The organism is Streptomyces sp. NPDC024632 (assembly GCF_055559175.1).
Map to the genome: position 1 here is coordinate 116,991 of NZ_JBVHLD010000017.1, position 17,838 is coordinate 134,828.

A 17,838-nucleotide genomic window follows, 5' to 3' on the forward strand; every position below is an offset into this window, starting at 1 on the left:
CACCCGCCACCTCCCCTGACTTCTGCTTTGCTTATTTTCCATACGATTGGCCCTCTTTAGTTTTATCGATATTGCCCTGCTCCGACCGCACAGCCAACCAGCAGGGCGCCTGGCAGAAGTTTTTTGGCCACCTTGGTCACTGCGGAAATACCTATTCCCGAGGCTCCGCCCCAGAGGCAGGCCCGGAAATAGTGATTTCGAAAAACTGTGCTTGTATAGCGCAGGGCACTATTAAAGGGTGCGGGGGAATAGTGACGAGTGCGCCGCTTCGTCCATTTCCAGGAATTCTTGGCAACGCTTCCCCAGTCGCGGTGGAGAGGGCTCCAGCGGCTTACGTGGATCGGGTTGCGCCAGTGCCAACTGCCGAATTTACCGTCGAGGCCGTAGCAGTTGACGGGGTCGCCGTTGCAGTATTCGTAGGCGTTGGCGTTGCCGCCGGGGATGGGGTCGGTTTGGAGGAAGCGGCCGGTGGTGGGGTCGTAGAGGCGGACGCCCATGAGGGTGGCGGCGGTGAGGGTTTCGGGGTTGCCGAATTCGTCGTAGGCGAGGCGTTGGTCGATCGCGGCGGCGCATAGCGGGTCTTCGAACTTACCGAATGCCGGGTCACGCCATGTGGGCGTGACCCGGCACCTGGCCGAGATGGCTTATCAGTCTCGTCGAGAGTTCCGAATCTCCCGCACGGTGCCCACCACGACGAACACCGCCGCCACGCCGAACCCGATACGCACCCACATGTCGTCCGTCGTGATCATGGCGATTGTCGCGATTACGAGGACGAGGCCGCTCAATAGCATGCTGAATGCACTCAGATTGCGCATGTTACTTGCAGTACCCCTTTTTGTAGCTACCTGGAATCAACCCAGGATATCCAAAAGGCCACTTCAGCTTGAGGCATTTGTGGTCCGCGTATGCCCACTGGGCCTTCACCGCGATGGTCCCGGCGTTCATAAAGACCCACTTCGCGATGACCCCGACACCCGAGCCAACGAGAACTGTGGACGCCGCATTGACGATGGTGGCCGCGGTGGCGGCGCGGCCCGCCTTCTTGGTTTCCCTTCTGTTGAGGTAGATCGTCCCGCTGACCCACCCCCAGGTGACCTTGAACTGGCCTGTGAGGTCAAAGGATCTGATCGGGTCCGAAGGGTAGGTATAGGCGTTCGCGTTGCCGCCGGGCACGGAGTCCGTCTGGAGGAAGCGACCCGTGGAGGGGTCGTACGCCCTCACGCCCATAAGCATCACGCCCCCGATGTGATCGCTGCCCCGCTCGTAAGCGCCAAGCCAGCCGTAGGTTGGGGTTGCGGATGTTCCGATGGCGTTGCCGAATTCATCGTAACGGTAGACCGAGAGCGATTGGCTTGCGTCCAAGGGAAGCTGGACAGTGACGTCGCCGTGCAAATCGGTGAGCTGGAGGATCACACCACCGGTCGCGGAAGTGATGGCACTCAACCGACCTTCCAAGTCCTGAACGTTACGGGCGATAGTGCCGCCGCTCTGTGACCAGGTTGGGCTGTCACAACCGCAGCCGAAGTGGCTGACCGTGCTGCTCGTTGCTGTCCAACTGCCATCTGTTTGCTGGGTTTCCACGGTGGACAGAGAAAGCCTGTTCTCAGCGTCGAGACTCCAGCGCTCGCGCTTCCCGCCGATCATCTCCTGCTGGAGGACGTCGTTCGCGTAGTAGCCGAGGGTAGTGCCGGTGGCCTGGACAGTGGTCCGGCCCAGTGCGTCGTAGACCGTGCCCGCTGTGGAGAGACGGTCGGCGCTGTCGTAGGTGTAGTTGACTGTGGCCGGGGTTCCGGCGGTGCCGTCGGGGTTGTCGACTGTTGTCGTGAGACTGGTGCGGTTGGTGTTCTTGTCGAAGGCGTAGGCGCGGTGGGTGATGGTGGCGTCTTGGACGTCTTCGATGTTAGTCAGCCGGCCTGCGGCATCGTAGGTGTATGCCTGGTTTCCGGTGTCGGTGGTGTGGGTGACCTGCTGGCCATGGACAGTCAGGGTGGCCGAGTCAGCCGTGACGATCAGGCCGTCGTTGTCACTGGCGTAGGTGCGTGAGGTGTCGGCGCCGGTTTCGTCCCGAGTGAACGTCACGGTGTAACCGCCTGGCAGGGCCTCTGTGGCCAGGCGGCCGTCGGAGTCGTAGGTGGCGTTGAAGGTGCCTGCGACGGAGTCGGCGCGGCCGGTTTCGAGACCCCGCGGATCACTGGCGGTGTCGTAGGTGTAGGTGGTGGTCGACGGGGCCGAGTCGGTCACCCTGATGGGCCGGTCGAGGGCGTCGTACCAGGTGGTGGCCGTGTTACCCGCACCGTCGCTGTAGGAGATCTGCCGACCAAGGAGATCGTAGGTCTGGCTGGCTGTGTGGCCGCCGGCAGTGATGGTGGCCTGCTTGCCGGTCGCCTGGTCGTAGGACGTCGTGGCACCAGGCACGGCGGTGCCCATTCCTCCGGTCACCGAGGTGCCGGTGGAGCGTCCGGCCGCGTCATAGCTCGTGGTGGTGGTGCGGGTGCTGCTGCCCGCCGTGTCGGTGACGGTGGCGGCGCTGCCCCACCGGTCGTAGGTCGTGGTTGTGGTGGGCAGTTGCGACGGGTTGGCGCCGCCGCCGGTGATCGCGGCGGCCGGGCCGGTCGAGCAGAGCAGGTCGGCCCATTCAGGTCGTCCGTTGCAGGCGCCGGTGCCGGTGGCGGACCAGTAGGTCGTGACGGTGGCCCCCGCGTCGGTGCCCGTGGACTTGGGCAGGGTGGTCTTGATGACGCGGCCCTGAGCGTCGTAGGCGGTGGTCCTGACCAGGTTCAGTCCGGCCGGGTCGGTGACCGTAGTGGTGGGCAGGCCCTTGGCCCAGTCGTATCCGGTGGTGCTGGTCCGGGTGTCACCGTCACTGGTGTAGGCGTCGCCCGCGTGGACGTCGGCGCCGATGGTGACGGTGGTCGGCTGGTTGGTCACGGTGGCGGTGCCGTTGGTCGGGCGGCCCTGGTCGTACGCGGTGACGGTGTGCGCACGTGCCGGGACGAAGGACCCTGCGGGCAGGCTGGTGCCGCCCGCGGTCGCGGGCAGGGCCTTGGCAAGGGTGACCATGTGCAGGGGGCCGGACTTCTCCAGCTCCCGCTGGCCGGCGTTGGCCGGGTCGGTGTCCTTGTTCGTACCGGCGTCGGCCGCCACGCTTGTGGTGTTGAACACCGATACGGTCGACAGCAGTTGAGCCCGCTCGGCGGACGGCAGAGCGTCGATGCCGAGTTGTTGCTGCTCGGCCAGGCTGTCGCCGTCGGTGGCGAGGGCCAGTTCACGGTTGGCTGCGGTCAGCTCACGGACGGTGTGACCGTACCGGTCGTACTCGGTGGTGGTGATGTGTGCGCCGGGGTTGGCGGTGTTGACCTGACGGCCCGAGGCGTCGGTGTAGGCGATGATCGCGCGCTGGTAGGCGTTGGCGGTCAGCGCGGCGCCGTCGTGCGACGCGGGTACGGCGTCCGAGGGGAACAGCGCCGTCGCGTCCGAGGGCGCGTCGCTCTGCCCCCAGGCGGTGACGTCGCCGCCGGACATCGGGTAGGGCGCCTTACCGCCGCTCAGCGGCACGTCGTAGACCAGGTTCGTGCTCGCGGTGCCGTTGGTCTGGGTGGCGCTTCCGGGGGTGAGCGTCGGCCGGGAGGCCGACAGCAGCATCCCGTCGCCCGCCGTCGCGGTGTTCCCGGCGCTGCCGTAGGCGAACGTCCACTGCAGTTCACCGGGCGGGGTCAGCGTGGTGATCCGGCCCGCGCTGTCGTAGTCGTAAGCCGTCTTCAGCGACGGGCTGATACGCGGATCCCACTGCTGGCGCAGGCGGCCGGTGGTGTCGTAGGCGTACTGCGCGACCGTGACCGCGGTCGCCGCGGACGCGCCGGGGTCGGTTCCCCACAGTCTGATCTGGGAGACCTGGTCGTTGAAGTTCCCGAACACCGAGGCGGTCGCGGTCGTGGCCGTGGCGTACACGTATTCCAGTACGCGGCAGCCCTTGGTTCCGGGAGTCGTGGTGCAGGTGGACTGCGTCACCGCGGACGTCGGCGCGATCACGTACTTCGGGCGGGCCAGGAACGTATTGCCGACCGGGATCTTCTCCGAGACGACCTGGGTGGTGGAGTTGGTGGTCGGCAGGAACGTCGAGGTCACCTGCCACGTCGTGGCCGAGGGGTCGACCTTCGCGAACGTGGTGGTCGTGCCTTCGCTGTCTTTCAGGGTGAAGGTGCCGGTGAGCAGGGAGCCGGTCAGTGTCAGGTCCTCCGCGCCCGGTTCGGGCTTCCACCCGCCGCCGGAGGCCGCGGTGAACCCGGTCGGATCACCGTCCGCATCGACCAGCGCCACCGACCTGTCCGACGCCTTACGGAGGTAGGACCAGTCCGAGCCGGTGATCTCGGCGGTGGTGCCCGCCGTCCACTGCGGACCGAAGATCGCCGCCTGCCCCTCCTGCGCCGACCCGTTCGTGGGACGGCGGGAGGAGGCGCTACGGGTGACGGTGAGATCGAACCCGGAGGCGTCCGTGGCCGACAGCGAGGCGTCACCGGTCAGGGCGTTCACCGAGGCCGGACCCGCGCTCAGCAAGGGGGCGGTGCCCGCGTTGCGGTCCACGGTAACGGTGTTCACGGGCGAGTTGTCGCTCGTCGTGCCGTCGGTGAACACCGCCCGGACATCGACAGGACCGTCCTGCGTGAACGTGTCGGTGATGTTCCAGGTCAGCGCGACCGGTTCTCCGCCCGGCGCGGCCAGCGGCCAGGAAACGACCGGCGCACCGGATGAACGGACGGTCACATGGGCAGTGGGCACGTTGTGCCAGATGTCGGTCTCACCGATCCGGTACTGATAGGTCACACCGGTCTCGGCGGGCTTGCCCTGCCCGGTCAATGCCACCCGGCGGGCTGGCCGGTCACCTTGCGCCGGGGTCAGCAGCGCCGCACCGGATCCGGCGTAGAAGACGTAGTACGTACCGGAGGCGAGGTTCCCGGCCTTGTCATGGGTCTTCGCGATCAGCGTGTGCTTACCCGCCCTGAACGTCAATGACTTGGTGAACGCGGCGCCTGTGGTGGAGGTGTAGGTCCAGGCGCCATCGTCCAGCTGCCAGGCCACCAGGCCCACGTCCGTACTGGACGGGGTGAAGGTGAAGGAGCCGGTGAAGTTCCCCGAGGCGTCTGGGGTGCCGGACCAGGCCCCCGCCGGAAAAGCGGTGGAGGACACGGTGGTGTTGGCCGGTGCCGTGGTGTCGATGATCAGGGACTTGGCCGCCGTCCACGCGGAATAGTCGCGGCCGTCGTACGCCCTGACCTTCCAGGTGTACGAGCCGTCCGCCAGGGCCGTGGACACCTTCCACGTACCAGCAGTGCCGGAGTTGACGAACGCCGAACTCCCCGAAGCCTTGACGGTGGTACCCGACAGCACCTGGTAGTCAAGACGCACGGTGTCACTGTTGGCGTCGGTGGCCTTCGCCGACAGCGTCGGAGTCGCACTGGCCGCGTAACCGTCGGTCGCCGTCGGCGAGGCCGCCAGCGAAGTCGGCGTGGTGGGCGGGGTGTTGTACGTGATCGACAGTGACGCGGCGCTGGAGAACCGCTTGAACTGGACCTCGTTGATCTCACTGCTGGCGACCAGCACGAAGCAGATGGTCTGCCAGTGGTTCGCGGCGGCGTTGGTGACCTGGTTCATGAAACTGAACGTCCCCGACGGGCTGGACGTACACGCCGGACCGAAGTTCACCGAACTCTGCTGGGCGACCTTCCCCGGCGCGTTGGCCCACGTGGTGGAGGCGTCGAAGACATTCGTGGACCACGCCTGGACACCGTAGGACGTGGTGCCGCACGACGCGGAATAGCTCTCCGTCATCTTCATGTCGGCGCTCAGCACCGTGCCACCCCAGATCGCCGGGGGAATGCTGACGCGGTAGTAGGTCCGCTCGATTCCCTTCGGCGAGGAAAACCCCTGGTACCCGACACCGTTGCCGTTCGATGGGCTGGAGTCGTAGTTCGACGTGTTCGGGTACGCCTGCTGCACCTCGTTCCAGTGCAGGCGGCTGCCACTGGCCGGATGCGGCACATAGGCGGGGTCGATGTAGACCGGGAAGACGGTGCTCTTCGCCGTCAACAGCCCACGGTCGGCCGTCAGATGGAGCTTGCGGTCCTTCAACGTGGTCTTCACCGCCGCATGGTGGGCGTGCGAACCCGGCCCCTGGGCGGTGGAACGGGTGCCCGCGCGGGGCTTCGCCTTGTCCGCCTCCGCGGGCGCGAGCCCGGCGATGCTGTTCCCGCCGCCCGCCGCAGCGGGCTCGGTACTGGTCGCGGAGTCCCACATCACCGGCGCCGGAGAGTTCACCAGCAGACGGCCGGTGCCGTCGGTCACCGTCAGATTCCCGCCCGCGTCCGTCGCCGCGATGACGCCGTTGCTGGTCGACACGCTCTGCACCAGATCCGACAGCCCCGGGCCCGAGGCCGCCTCGGCGGACTTGACCACCAGCGTCTCCTCCACCCCGCCCTTCAGCGAAGCGGTCAACTCAAGGTCCACGTCCTTCAGCACGTTCGCGTACGTCGCCTTCGCACCGGACAGCACCGGCATCGGCAACGCCGTCGGCCACGTCAGCGACAGGTTCTTGCCGTCGACCGTCAACGAAGCCAACGGCCCCGAACCACCGCCGGACAGCACCAGATCCGTCTCGGCCGCCACCGGCACGACACTGCCATCGGCCCGCAACTGGAGCGTGGGGTCCAGATTCACCCACGAGCCGCCGCGCTGGGTCCACTTCGGCTCCGCGAACGCGGTGTACGTCACCGTTCCGTCGGCGTTCACGAACGTCTGCGAAGCATCCGTACGCTCGCTCAACGCCTCGATCCGCCGGCCCTGCAACCGTGCCATCAGCCGCGCCGACAGCACATCCCGCGCCTCCGCCGCCCCGTACGACGGCGCCGACGCGACGGTCCCTTCCCGCTCCGACCGAGGAGCGGCGAACGCCATACCTGAGTCCGCCACCGTCGCCGTCTCAACGGCCAGCGCCATCACCACAAGCACCGACACCCGCCGCAACCACAACGACGAGCAAGACGATGAACGTGCGTGTCTCAGACCGCCCGGCGCGGAACGCCGAGCACCCCCCCAGAACATCCCCACGACCCCTCCTCGTCAGAACCCCCAAGGCGCAGAGCTGCCCCCGCGACTAGAAAACGGTCGGATCTTCACACATCCATCACACGGAGGGGAGTAGTTCAAAGGAACTGCCATGTGGAGCTAAAGGGCAGGCATAGACGACTTGAGTGAGCCGAAGGCTCAGTCGGCTCGCCAAATAACTGCAGACCGTCACGAATCACCGCTTGCGTAGCAACTAAAAGCCGCGTATCGCACCTGAAACACTTGACGAAGTGAGCGACATCACACCTTCGCCGCCCCGCTGTACCTCCGCAGAAGAAGCCGGGCACTTCCTCGGACGCCGGGAGCTATCCGTTCTGCTGTGCGGCGCACTGCCCTTCATCGCGCCATGGCTGCGGCCTCGAAACCGTCCTGGGCAACGCCTCGGCGGCGCCACCCAGGACGGCGCGTCGCAGCGCGGCATCCGGGACGTTCTCGCGCACCACGCACTCTTCGCCTGGAACGGCTCGGCTGAGGCCGAAAAGGCTATCTCTCCGCCTCCCGTAGTCCGCTTGCGAGCGGCAAGCGAGCATCACCGCATGGCGGCCGTCGCGGCGCGGAAAACCGGTGAGGCGGTTGCCGCTGAAATGCGACGATGCGGCTGTTTTGCAGGGTGGTTGTTCGTTTTGCGTGCGCGGGATGTGGCGGTGAGCTGACCGCCTCAGTATCGCAAGTTGAGCTGCCGGTCGACGCGTATCAGAGGTACGGGAACGCGGTGCAGCTCCCGGTGCTCATGGCGCGGGGCACGTTCGCGGTGGACCCGGAGCCCAGCGGGCAGCCGTGGCGGGGGTGGGAGGAGATCGATCCGTACGAGACGGCGGCCCGGGGCGTCTACGCGCCGGTCACCGGGCTGTCCTACGGGGTGCCCGGCCCTTCACCGTCGACAGCATGCTGATCTTCCAGATGGCCGCGCCGCGCGACGCGTTCACCGACTCCTTCACCTCGCTGTTCCCCGCCCCCGGCCGGGCGGGCGCGCCCTTGCGGGGTCCGCTGGTCCTCACCCACTCCCGCTGGGACCGGGCGACGGGCTTCTGGCATCTGCGGGCGGAAGGGGCGTCGGGGATCGGCCACTCGGGCGTCGGCAGGACGCCCGTACCGCAGTCCTCGATCCGGCTGCGGACGACGCGCACCGCGTACCGGCTGGACGATCTCGACCACCGCATCATGAACGTGGACGCGGGATGGCTCTACCGGGGTGGTTGGGGGACCCGGCTGTCGCCCGCCGGGGCGCACTCGGACTTCCAGCATCCGGAGTCCTCGCATCTGCTGCTTTCGCTCGCTTCGCACTCGCGGTGACTCGGCCGGTGGGCCGGGGGACGGGGCGGATGGCGGGGAAGTGGAGTGGGCCGCGCGGGGGTTGAGGGCGGAGCTCCTGGCGGGGGACGAGGACGGGGTACGGGAGGGGCGCCCGCGGGGCGGGGCGGCGCCGGAGGGGGCGAAGGGGGACGCGCATGCGTGGGCGGCGCTGGTGATCACGCTGGCGGCGTCGGGGGAGTGCTGACGACGTTGGTCACGGCGGTCAGCGGCTGGCTGGCGCGGCAACGGCCGGACACGACGGTCGTGTGGGAGGTCGGCGGGGACCGCATCACGCTGCCGGGGGCGACCGAGGCCGAACGGGCGCGCCTGATCGGAATCCTGGCCGCACGGCGCGACGACGAGTAGCCACGACGACGCGTAGCCACGACGACGCGTCGTCAGGAAAACGGGCGGGAACGCCAACGCGCAGCCCGGCCAGGGGCGTTCAGGCGGGAGAGCCCGCGCGCTTGAGGCGCAGCGCGGAGACGAGGAAGAAGACCCCGCCGAGGAAGGCGTAACCCGCGAGATTACGCAGGGAGGGATCGTCCTTGCCCGCCTGGGCCACGACGTCAGGGCCTCACGCGGGCCTCAATGGGGCTTCCGCTCTTGGCGGTTCGGCGGTGAGGCCCCTGAAGGTGGTGCGGCCCCACTGGGAGGCGCAGTCGACTGATATGCCGTCAGGCGCCAAGCGCTCGTTGAGCCGTACGATCCGGGCCTGCAAGGCGCGGCGGGTCATCGGCTCGTCGGCCGCGCCGAGCAGGAGGCACAGGTCGTGGCAGCACCAGGGGCGCGCGGTCGTGCGGAGGATGTCGAACAGGACCTGCTGGGTGCCGCGTTGGGGGCGCGGCGATCCGTGGCGCGGTGCGTCCGGCGGCCGGCGGGGCGAGGACCTGGTGTCGAGCCAGCGCCGTTCGGCGAGGATGCGGCCGGCCAGTTCACGGGGGTCCGTGTCCCGCGGGATGACGTTGGCGGCGCCGGCCAGCAGCAGATCAGCGGAGTCCGTACGGTCGGGCACCAGCACCACCACGGACGACAGGTGGCTGAGGGCGTGGACGCGCTGGCCCAGATCGCCGGTCCCGCGCGGGCTCGGGACGTCCAGCACGGTGAGGGGGGTCCCGGCCCTGCGCAGCAGCGTGCGGTAGGCGGATTCCGAGCCCCAGGGGTGGCACAGCGCGGGCAGTACGTGGTGGGTGCGCAGGGCGCGCAGCAGGGCCGGGGTCCGCTCGCGGTGCAGCGAGAGAACGACGCTCACGGGATACGTGAACTGCTCCTCGGCCGGGACGGAGCGAATTAACTTCTCGCCAAACAGGTCAATAGGCATGGCAATGCCGCTGACACGGACCTCTCCTGTGGACGGTCACGGGAGCCGGGGACGGCACTCGGGTGCGGGAGGCGGGGGACGGGACGCGATGTTACTGACGGCGATCCCCGATTCCCCGTGGCTGAGCATGGGTTGGTCACCGTCTGAGCACGATCGGGCCCCGTGCTGAGCGTCCGGAGGGGCAGGCGGGAGAAGGGCCGGAAGGCCGGCCGGGCCGTCGGTCGCGGTCGGCCGCCGTGCTCCCGCCCGGGTCATACGGTGGGCGGCCACGCGGCGTTGGCCGGTCCGACACCGTGGTGCCATTGGGGTCTGATATATCTGGATGCCTGAATGACCCAACCAATAGGGCCGATTATCGCTCCACAGGGATAGGCAGTACACCGGCCGCCGAGCAACGTCGTTCCGGTCGGCCGGGATTGGGCAGGGGAGGGCAGGTGGTGGGGTGTCTCCCACACGTCCGCGAGCGGTACGCGTCCGGTACGGCGCGAGGTGACGGACATCGTTGTCCCGTCGCTCCCGCGCTGACACCGCGCGGGCCGGTCTCTCGTGGCGCGAGATGAGGACGCATCCGCCCGGTCCGCGGAGACCCGTCGGCGCACGCAGGCTCGCGTGACCGGCCGGGAACGACTCACCGAACGAGGACAGTGATGAGCCAGCAGGGCGCGGGACGGCCGCGGTCGCCGTCGCGCACGACGGCACGGTACGGGGACCACGGGGAGGGCCAGGCATGAGCCGTTGGGCCTCGCGCCTGTCCCGCAAGGGCGGCGGCGCGAGCGGTACGGGCGGCGCGACCCGTACGAGCGCTACGGCCGGTACGAGCCGCGGCGCCGCTGCGGCGGAGTCCGTCCCCGCCCCCCTCGTCGAGGACATCGACGGCGTCCTCCTGGTCCGCTCGGTGGACGACGACTCCTTCCCGATGGCCGTCCTGGCCGAAGTGGCCCACACCTTCGGCGCCGAGGCGGACATCGTCACCGTCATGGTCGGCTCGGAGGGCGCGGGGCAGGGCAACGGCGGCGGCCACTGGCCGCGCCTGGTCACCGTCCTGGACTCGCTGCGCGCGCAGGGCACCCGCCGCGTCCGCCTCGTCCTGTCCGGCGCGGGCGACGACCGGCCGGGCCGCCCCGGCACCGCCCGCAGGATCGCCGACGGTTGGGGCTTCGAGGTGTTCGCGCCGGACGGCGTCGTCCTCATCACGCCCGGCGGCAGCCTCTTCGTCCGGGGCGACGACCGTCCCGAGGGATGCTGGTGGCGCTTCGCGCCCGGCGAGGCACCCCGGAAGCTGGGCCCCCGCGCGCCCGCACCGGCCTGGCAGGAGGCCGTCGGCCGCGTGCCCACGCGGACATCGGGCGGCTGCGTGGTCGAGCAGATTCCGGCGGGCCTGGTGATCCGCCCCGCCGACGCGCCCGGGCCGCGCCCCGACGACCTGTGCTTCGCGGTGCCGCTCGACTCCGCGCACGCCGTCGTGCTGGTCGGCGCCCCGCACGCGGAGGACGTCGCCGCCGACGAGGTCGCCGCCGTCCTGTCCGCGCTCCCGGCGGAACACCGCGCCCGCGTGTGCCTCGCACCCGGCGGACAGGTTGACCTGCTGCGTCTGGCCCACACGGTCGCCGACACGCTGGACAGCCGGGTCGACGTCCTGACGGGCCTGCCGCTGCTCGCCGACCACGCGCCGCCCGGCGCCGTACCCCGCCCGACCCTGATCGGCCGTGACGGAGAACCGAGTTGGCAGCCGTACGTCACCGCCGTCGCGTGCCTCCCGACCGACGCGCGGGGCAGAACGCCCCTGCCCCGGCTGCTCGGCAGCCTCCCGCCCGACTGGCTCCCCGGCGGCACAGAACCGGGCACCGTACGGCTCACGGACGGCTGGCAGGCGACGGTGACGCGCTCCGGCCTCGCCCTGTGGGCCCAGGGCACGCCCCGCCCCCCGCTCGTGGGAACCGCCGTCGACCCCGAGACCTGCGCCATCGAACTCGGCGCGCCCGGACAGCGGTTGGACGCCTCCCTGCTCACCGCGCTGTCCCGCCTGCTCACCGGCCTCGGCGCCACGGCCCGCGCCAGGACCACCCTCCTCGTGCGAGGACGGCTCACCAGCGGCGAGGCCGAACTGCGCCGTCTGGCGGCGGAACACGGCGTACGCGGCATCCGCTACGTCACCGCCGCCCGCCCGGCCCCGCCCCCCTGGCAGACCCCGCCCCGTCCGAACCAGGACCGTCCGGGACCTGACCGCCCGGGACCGGCAGCGTCCCCGCGCCCTCCCGCGCCCGTGGCCGTACCGCCCGACGCGCGCCGTGAACAACCGGCCGCTGTAAGGGAGTTGACCGGTACGGCACCGGCACCGGCACCGGCACCGGCACCGGCGCCGGGTGCGGAGCCCGTACGCCGTCCGGCCGCCGCGAGCGTGCCCACCGACAGCGCGTCCCCGGCCGGGGACAGCGGCGCGGACGGAACGCTCGTCCGCACGCCGACGACGGAGACGGATGTCGCCGCGCGCGACCGTTCCGCGCCGGGCGCTCCGGGGGAGCGGGGCGGTGAACGGCCCGACGGTACCGCCGAGGCGGGCCGTACGGTCGCCCCCGGCCCCCGCACGAACAGCCGGGGGCCCGGTCCGACGCGGTCGGCACCCGCGATCACCGCGCCCCTGCGGGGCTCCGCACTCGTCCGCGCACTCGTCGTCTCACCTCGCCCCGACCCCGACCCTGGCCCCACCCCCAAGCCTGACCCGGCCCCCGCACCCGTCGCTCAGCCCGAACAGCCCGAACGGCCTGAACAGCCCGAGCCACCGGCCCCGTTGGCCGTCAGGCGGGAGGAGCCCCGCCTCGTGCTGCCCGGACACGTCAGCACCGCCGCGCAACGGGCGGCGTTCCGCGAGCTGGTGGGGGACGGCTGGGAGGGGCACGCCGCAGCCGTGGACGGGCTGTTGAAGCGGAAGCTCGCGCTGCGCGGGGACGAGCGGGAGGCGGCGCGGCTCGATCTGGTCGCGGTGCGCGCGTATCTGTCGGCTGACGAAGGGCAGCTGAGCCAGCGGGAGTTGGCGATGGGCCTGCGGGCGGGCGAGGCGCGGTCGCAGGCGTACGCCGGGTGCGTGGCGTCCGGGCTGCGGCGGCTGCCGTCGTACCGGGGCGTGGCCCTGCGCGGCGGCGCGGCGGGCGGTGCCGAGCCGAGGTTGGGCGCGCTGCTCCAGGACCCGGCGCCGATAGGGGCGTTGGCCCGGATTCCAGCGGCGGGCGGCACCGCCGTGCGCTACGCGATCTGGTCGACGACCGGCCGCGAGGTGGGCGATCTGGCGGCGGCGGACGGTGAGATCGTCTTCGCGCCGGGCACCGGATTCCGCGTGCTGGGGACGTGGACCGCACCCGCCGGGACCTCGGTCGTACTGCTGCGGGAACTGCCCGCGCACGCGACCACGTACATGGACGGAGCACGGGAGTTGAGCCCACGGGACCTCACCGCGCTCACCGAACTGAAGGACGCGCTCGCCGGTGGTCCGCCCGCCGAGGAGGGCCGGAGCTGGCCCGAGCGCTGTGTCGGGCCCGTGGGCGGCAGCGGGTAGCCGCCCGCACCGCACATCCGGGCCGTACGCCCGCCGGGCACGCAGGGCAGGACACCGCGCCGCACGACCGACTGACCACCAGGCCGAAGGAGAACCATGAGCAGCCGTCAGACCCGACCCGACCCCGACGGAACGCCCCGCGCCACCGAAGGCGGCGCGAACTCGGCTTCCTCCAGGGGCGGTTCGTCCGTGCGCCGGGCGGTCACGCTGGGTCCCGTGGCGGCCGATCCGGGCGACGCGCTGACGCCCGCGGTGCCGCGGACCACCGGCGCGGCGGCGCCCCCGGCCCCCGACACCTCCTCGCGCCCGGGTACGTCGTCCGCTCCGGTGACGGCCGCCGCCGCGCGGCCTGAGCCCGCGGCGGGCGGTACGGCGGAGGCGGGCGGTACGTCCGAGGAGCCGACGCTGCCCGGAAAGGGATCGGCCGAGGAGACCCCGGCCCCAACCCCAACCCCTGCCCCGACCCTTGCCTCGGCCTCCGCCCCGACCACCGCCTCGGCCCCCACCACCGAAGCGGGCGAAACACCCGCCGAGACCCCCGACGCGAAGGCCACCCGCGAACTCACCCGCGAGACCGGCCCCGGAGCCGCGCTCCCGGCCGAGGGACCGCCCTCCGGCCCGTCCCGCAAGCCGCTGCTCGCCGCCGTCGGCGTGGTCGGCGTGGTCATCCTCGCGGTGCCCCTGGTGGCCTGGGCGACCAGCGGCTCCGGGCACAAGAACGACCATCTGACGACGGCGGCCAGCACCGCCGGGCGGATCACCGACCCGCCCGCGACCGTCCCGCACATCCCCCTTCCCCAGAAGTCCTCGGCGTCGCCCGCCGCCAAGCCCACGACGAAGCCCAAGGCCAGAACCAAGGCCGTGGCGCCGCGCCCGCCCGCGCCGCCGAGCCCGACGGCCCGGCCGACCGCGACACCGACGAGGAAGGCGACGACCCCGTACCTCGGCCCCGGCCCGCAGATGCCCGGCGACGACAGGACCGCCTCGGCCACGGTCCTCCGGCTGGCGGCGCGCGAACCCGGCCGCCACATCTGCTACCGGGTCTACGTGGCGACCTTCGGCTGGCAACTCGCCGTCTGCGACGGGTCCGTGGCGGGCTCCGAGGTGGACGCGCGGAGCATCAAGGCCATCCAGATCGCCGTGTCCGGCACCAAGGGCACCTCCGCCAACGCCTACTTCCAGGCGAAGGGGTGGGTGAACAAGTCGTGGGTCACCGTGGAGGACGGCGCCGATCTGACCCTCGGCGCGGCCAGGCAGGACGCGCCCAACATCTCGGGCTTCGGCATCAGCGTCGGCAGGGCGACGGGCACCGTCTGCCAGAACACGTACAGCCGCGGCGGACCGTGGGGCAGCATGGCCTGCGACACCCCGCAGACCGCCGACAACTACATCTTCGGCGGCACGCTGGACGAGACGCGCTGGCTGGACGCGGTGCGGTTCACCGTCTGACGGGCGCCGACGGGCAGGGGACGGCCGTGCGTCGGCCGTCCGCCGACGGTCCGGGTCAGCCGAGCAGCCGCCAGCGGCTGTCGTCGTCGGTGCCGCACGAGCCGATCACGAGCCGGGCGGAGGGTGCCTTCTTGTCGGTGCCCTCGACGCGCAGGCACAGATGGTTGCTCGCGTAGTTGCGTATCCACACGGTGTCGCCCCCGGCCGGGGCGAGCCACCACAGTTGGTTGTCTGCCAGCGTCCCGGTGCAGTTCGCCTCGGACAGCTCGGTCCCCGACGGCTGCGCCCCGCGCTCCGGCGGGTCGATGCACAGACCGTCCATCGTGTTGGAGAACTGCACGAGATCGGTGCCGCCGGGGCCGCTCGCGGGGAGCTTGACCGTCATGTTCCAGAACTGGTTGTCCTGGTCGGTGCCGTCGCAGTGGTACTGGTCGATCTCCAGGCCCAGTTGGCCCGGTCCGTTGTAGGGGATGTCGACGCACATCCCGCTGTAGGCGTTCATGATCAGCACCTTGCGGTCGTGCGCGGTCAGCGCCCGCGGGTCCTTGCCGCCCGACCCGGCCGTCCGCTTCGGCGTCGGCGTGGTGGAAGGGGTCCTGTGCGGCTTGGGCGAGGCGGTGTGCGGGACGGGCTTCCCGGTCCGCTTCGGCACGGTCTTCGTCGGCTTCGGGGTGGGCGACGGCGACGCGGAGTGCGCGATGTTCTTGTACGCGGCGGTCCGTTGGGCCGCCAGGTCCCGCTTCTTGTCGTGCTCGTCCGCCTGGTGGCTGCGCCAGGCGCCCATGCCCAGCGTGGCGCCCGCGACCAGGGCCAGTACGGCCACGGCGCCCGCGACCCTGCTGCCCACACGCGAGTGCTCGCCGGGCTGACGGGTGTGCGTCGTCAACGCCTCGACGAACCGCGCCCGTTGCCGCCGCTTCGCCTCGTCGTGGTCACTCTCGCTCAACGCCGCTCCCCACTCGCGGAAGGTCCAACTGGCAGGGTACGCAGATGCGTTCGCGCCGCCCGCTCACGCGGGCCGGGACGGGCGCGGCTCACCGCGGCGCCGATCCGTACAGCTCGCGCTCGCGCAGCACCTCCGCCGCCGTCGCCAGCGCGGTGGACAGGCGGCGCCGGTAGGTGCTGAAGGACAGTCCCGCCCGGCTCGCGGCGGCCTGCTGGCTGCGCGGCCCGCTCAGATACGTGATCTCCAGGACGTTGCCCAACTGCCGCCGTCCCGGCTGCGCGCGCAGGTACGCCACCGTCTCGGTCAGCACCTCGCGCAGCGCCGCCGCGTCCCCGTCCGGCGCCACCAGCCGGGTGCCGAGCAGCGAGCTCTCCGCGAGCTGCCGCGCGTCCTGGAGGCTGCGGTAGGCGTGCTTGACGGCTTCGGCGAACTCCGGCCACGGCATGGCGGCCTCCGCGGTGACGGTCACCGGCGCCGGGCCCGGCGCGGGCTCGTCGGCCAGCAGCCGGACCCGCAGATCCACCGCCCACCGGTCGAAGGGCGCGCTGCGCCAGTCCTGCACGAAGGCCAACGCCCCTTCGCGGTAAGCCCCTTCGCCGTACGGTCCTTCGGCCGGTGCCACCCGCTGCTGCCCGTACAGGTCGAGCAGCGAGGCGAGACCCGGCCGGTCAGGGGCCGCGCAGGTCCAGCTCACCGCGAGGTTCGGCGTGGTCGCCCACAGCGTGGTCAGCGCGAAGGCCGCGGCGGCGGCGCCGCCGGTGCTCCACCGCGCCAGCAGCAGCCGCTCGGCGCGCCGCAGCGGCCGGCGGCCGGCGGTGTACTCCAGCGCGGCACGCGCCGTCGGGTCGTCGGGCAGCCCGGTGGCCCCCGGGTCCAGGCAGGGCGCGACGAGGGCGGCGGTGACGCCGCGGCGGCCGTCCTCGGCGACGCAGAAGGCGCCCGGCTGCCGGTCCCACCACTGCCGGGCCAGAGCGGCGGCCTCGTCGCCGTGCTCCTTGCCGATCGCGGCCAGCACCTCGTCCAGATCCTCCGGGCGGGCGGTGCGCAGCCGCAGCCGGTCCGTACCGCGCCAGTCGACCGTCTCCCGCGGGAAGCGGCCGGAGCGCCCCAGATAGGCCAGGCCCGCGCCGAACGCCCAGCGGCTGCCGGTGCGGCACGCCAGTTGCTCGGCCAGATGCGCGTGCAGCCGGGTGAAGAGCCGTTCGTACGCCGACAGGTCGCGCCAGCGCAGCTCGACCAGGAGCGCCTCGCGGACCAGCTCGTGCGGGACCAGGCCCTCGGCGGTGCTGCGGACGAAGGAGAGTCCGCGCAGCCAGGCGCAGAGCTTTCCGGCCTCCGCTGACGGCACGTCGAGCGTGTGCCGCAGCAGGTCCTCGGTGGTGACCCGGGCCAGCGCCAGGACGTGCAGCGCTTCCGCCTGACCGGGCGACAGGCTCTCGCGCAGCAGCAGGTGCAGCAGTTCGCCCACCAGGTCGGGGGAGTCGGCCAACTCCCAGGCGGTGCGCGGCTGCACGGAGTCCGTGGCGCGTTCGCGCGCGTCGGCGAAGAGCGCCAGGGCGAGCGGCACGCCGTGCGCGGCCCGCACGATGTCGGGGATGTCCGCCTCCGGCACGTCCCGGTTGCGCAGCAGCTTCGTGGCCTCCGCGGTGTCCATGCCGCGCAGTTCGACACTGCGCAGCGCCTGCCACCACTGCACGTCGGCCCGCCACTCGGCCGACGGGGGCCGCCGGCTGCCGACCACCAGGAACAGGTGCGAGGGCATCCGCGGCAGGAACTCGTCCCGCAGCCACTGCTCCAGCGGCCCGAGCGCCTCACCGGAGTCGATGAGCAGCAACTGGGCTTCCTGCGACGGGCCTTGCGCGTCGAGGGCGGCCAGGAACGCCTCCGGTGTCGCGGCCGTGGCGCGCATGTCGACGGTGCGGACCGTCCTGCCGTGCGCCTCGGCCTCGTCGGCGAACCGGTGCAGCAGGCTGCTCTTGCCGAAGCCGCCCATGCCGTGCAGCCACACCACGAAGCAGGAGCGCCGGTCGCTGAGCATCAGGTCCCGCAGCAGCCGCAGTTCCGCGGTCCTGCCGGTGAACACCGCTCTCCTGCGGGCCGCCAGCGTGTACCCGTGGGAGTCGGCCGGCAGGGGTGTGGGGGATATGCGCATCATCT

At 71.3% G+C, this 17,838-nt stretch carries 12 protein-coding genes; 6 read left to right on the forward strand and 6 right to left on the reverse strand.

Features of this window, described 5'->3' with window-relative positions; translation table 11 throughout:
• Positions 1-62: 62 nt before the first annotated feature.
• The 3 genes from ACZ37P_RS29815 to ACZ37P_RS29825 are packed head-to-tail and all read right to left on the reverse strand — an operon-like array spanning position 63 to position 7,011.
• Entirely contained in the window at positions 63-641 is a 579-nt protein-coding gene (locus tag ACZ37P_RS29815; RefSeq protein ID WP_467349503.1) for an RHS repeat-associated core domain-containing protein, read from the reverse strand.
• Between the two features lie 6 nt (positions 642-647).
• Complete coding sequence (locus ACZ37P_RS29820) at positions 648-818, reverse strand: hypothetical protein (protein WP_391161684.1); 171 nt, start codon at positions 816-818, stop codon at positions 648-650.
• A gap of 1 nt (position 819) precedes the next feature.
• Positions 820-7,011 (reverse strand): RHS repeat-associated core domain-containing protein, encoded by a 6,192-nt coding sequence (locus ACZ37P_RS29825; RefSeq protein WP_467349452.1) that lies wholly within the window; start codon positions 7,009-7,011, stop codon positions 820-822.
• Positions 7,012-7,352: 341 nt separating this feature from the next.
• On the opposite strand from ACZ37P_RS29825, the gene ACZ37P_RS29830 reads away from it, so the two are divergent.
• The 4 genes from ACZ37P_RS29830 to ACZ37P_RS29845 all read left to right on the forward strand — a co-directional run bounded on the left by ACZ37P_RS29830 (position 7,353) and on the right by ACZ37P_RS29845 (position 8,781).
• The gene (locus tag ACZ37P_RS29830; protein ID WP_391049226.1) at positions 7,353-7,775 is read left to right on the forward strand and encodes a hypothetical protein; all 423 of its coding nucleotides are present in this window, start codon (positions 7,353-7,355) and stop codon (positions 7,773-7,775) included.
• A 59-nt stretch (positions 7,776-7,834) separates the two neighbouring features.
• Entirely contained in the window at positions 7,835-8,014 is a 180-nt protein-coding gene (locus tag ACZ37P_RS29835) for a hypothetical protein (RefSeq protein ID WP_391049229.1), read from the forward strand.
• A complete protein-coding gene (locus ACZ37P_RS29840; RefSeq protein WP_402711084.1) occupies positions 8,008-8,415 on the forward strand; it encodes a hypothetical protein in 408 nt (135 codons plus the stop codon). Before ACZ37P_RS29835 ends, ACZ37P_RS29840 begins: the two co-directional genes overlap by 7 nt.
• A gap of 198 nt (positions 8,416-8,613) precedes the next feature.
• The gene (locus ACZ37P_RS29845) at positions 8,614-8,781 is read left to right on the forward strand and encodes a hypothetical protein (protein WP_467349454.1); all 168 of its coding nucleotides are present in this window, start codon (positions 8,614-8,616) and stop codon (positions 8,779-8,781) included.
• Between the two features lie 211 nt (positions 8,782-8,992).
• Here ACZ37P_RS29845 and ACZ37P_RS29850 read toward each other — a convergent pair whose 3' ends face one another.
• Positions 8,993-9,736, reverse strand: a complete 744-nt coding sequence (locus tag ACZ37P_RS29850; RefSeq protein ID WP_467349455.1) for a hypothetical protein — start codon at positions 9,734-9,736, stop codon at positions 8,993-8,995.
• A 727-nt stretch (positions 9,737-10,463) separates the two neighbouring features.
• Here ACZ37P_RS29850 and ACZ37P_RS29855 point away from each other — a divergent pair.
• Positions 10,464-13,286 (forward strand): hypothetical protein, encoded by a 2,823-nt coding sequence (locus ACZ37P_RS29855; RefSeq protein ID WP_467349457.1) that lies wholly within the window; start codon positions 10,464-10,466, stop codon positions 13,284-13,286.
• Positions 13,287-13,382: 96 nt separating this feature from the next.
• On the forward strand, positions 13,383-14,735 hold the full coding sequence (locus ACZ37P_RS29860) for a hypothetical protein (protein WP_467349458.1): 1,353 nt from the start codon (positions 13,383-13,385) through the stop codon (positions 14,733-14,735).
• Positions 14,736-14,790: 55 nt separating this feature from the next.
• Here ACZ37P_RS29860 and ACZ37P_RS29865 read toward each other — a convergent pair whose 3' ends face one another.
• Together ACZ37P_RS29865 and ACZ37P_RS29870 are read right to left on the reverse strand one after the other, a co-directional pair.
• Positions 14,791-15,681: an RICIN domain-containing protein gene (locus ACZ37P_RS29865; RefSeq protein WP_401852606.1), complete on the reverse strand. Its 891-nt coding sequence runs from the start codon at positions 15,679-15,681 to the stop codon at positions 14,791-14,793.
• A gap of 88 nt (positions 15,682-15,769) precedes the next feature.
• On the reverse strand, positions 15,770-17,836 hold the full coding sequence (locus ACZ37P_RS29870) for an ATP-binding protein (protein WP_467349459.1): 2,067 nt from the start codon (positions 17,834-17,836) through the stop codon (positions 15,770-15,772).
• Positions 17,837-17,838 lie beyond the last annotated feature (2 nt).

Excerpts from the sequence above, each read along its gene's own strand:
- ACZ37P_RS29820 (WP_391161684.1), bottom strand. The coding sequence starts at position 818 with ATGCGCAATCTGAGTGCATTCAGCATGCTATTGAGCGGCCTCGTCCTC.
- ACZ37P_RS29840 (WP_402711084.1), top strand. The coding sequence starts at position 8,008 with ATGCTGATCTTCCAGATGGCCGCGCCGCGCGACGCGTTCACCGACTCC.
- ACZ37P_RS29850 (WP_467349455.1), bottom strand. The coding sequence starts at position 9,736 with ATGCCTATTGACCTGTTTGGCGAGAAGTTAATTCGCTCCGTCCCGGCC.
- ACZ37P_RS29855 (WP_467349457.1), top strand. The coding sequence starts at position 10,464 with ATGAGCCGTTGGGCCTCGCGCCTGTCCCGCAAGGGCGGCGGCGCGAGC.
- ACZ37P_RS29860 (WP_467349458.1), top strand. The coding sequence starts at position 13,383 with ATGAGCAGCCGTCAGACCCGACCCGACCCCGACGGAACGCCCCGCGCC.
- ACZ37P_RS29870 (WP_467349459.1), bottom strand. The coding sequence starts at position 17,836 with ATGATGCGCATATCCCCCACACCCCTGCCGGCCGACTCCCACGGGTAC.